The following is a 237-nucleotide window of genomic DNA, read 5'->3' as shown; positions in this document are numbered from 1 at the left end:
TGGCACGAGACCCCACAGCGGCTTGGCTTGCGAGGATTTACCACCTTAATTCAGGCTAAAGAATCGAGCTCAAAAACACTGAAGTCAGCAATTTTCGAGAACCTGACAACCCTTGAATTATCAAAGCGCTATAACGCCAGCTTAAACCGCAGACAACGCACAAAACAAGCCGCCGCATTGCGCCTTAAACACTAAAATTACCGCAAGCTAAAAATGCCACGCGTTGTTTGTCGGTTT

1 protein-coding gene is annotated in these 237 nt (G+C 46.8%); it reads left to right on the top strand.

The features are described 5' to 3' along the window. Positions 1–195 (top strand): hypothetical protein (locus HC752_RS25065; protein WP_238930646.1); only part of this gene is annotated, 195 nt, incomplete at its 5' end. Positions 196–237 lie beyond the last annotated feature (42 nt).

The sequence above is a fragment of the Vibrio sp. S9_S30 genome (assembly GCF_014694455.1).
GTDB lineage: Bacteria > Pseudomonadota > Gammaproteobacteria > Enterobacterales > Vibrionaceae > Vibrio.
This window is presented reverse-complemented; position numbering and strand designations above follow the sequence as displayed.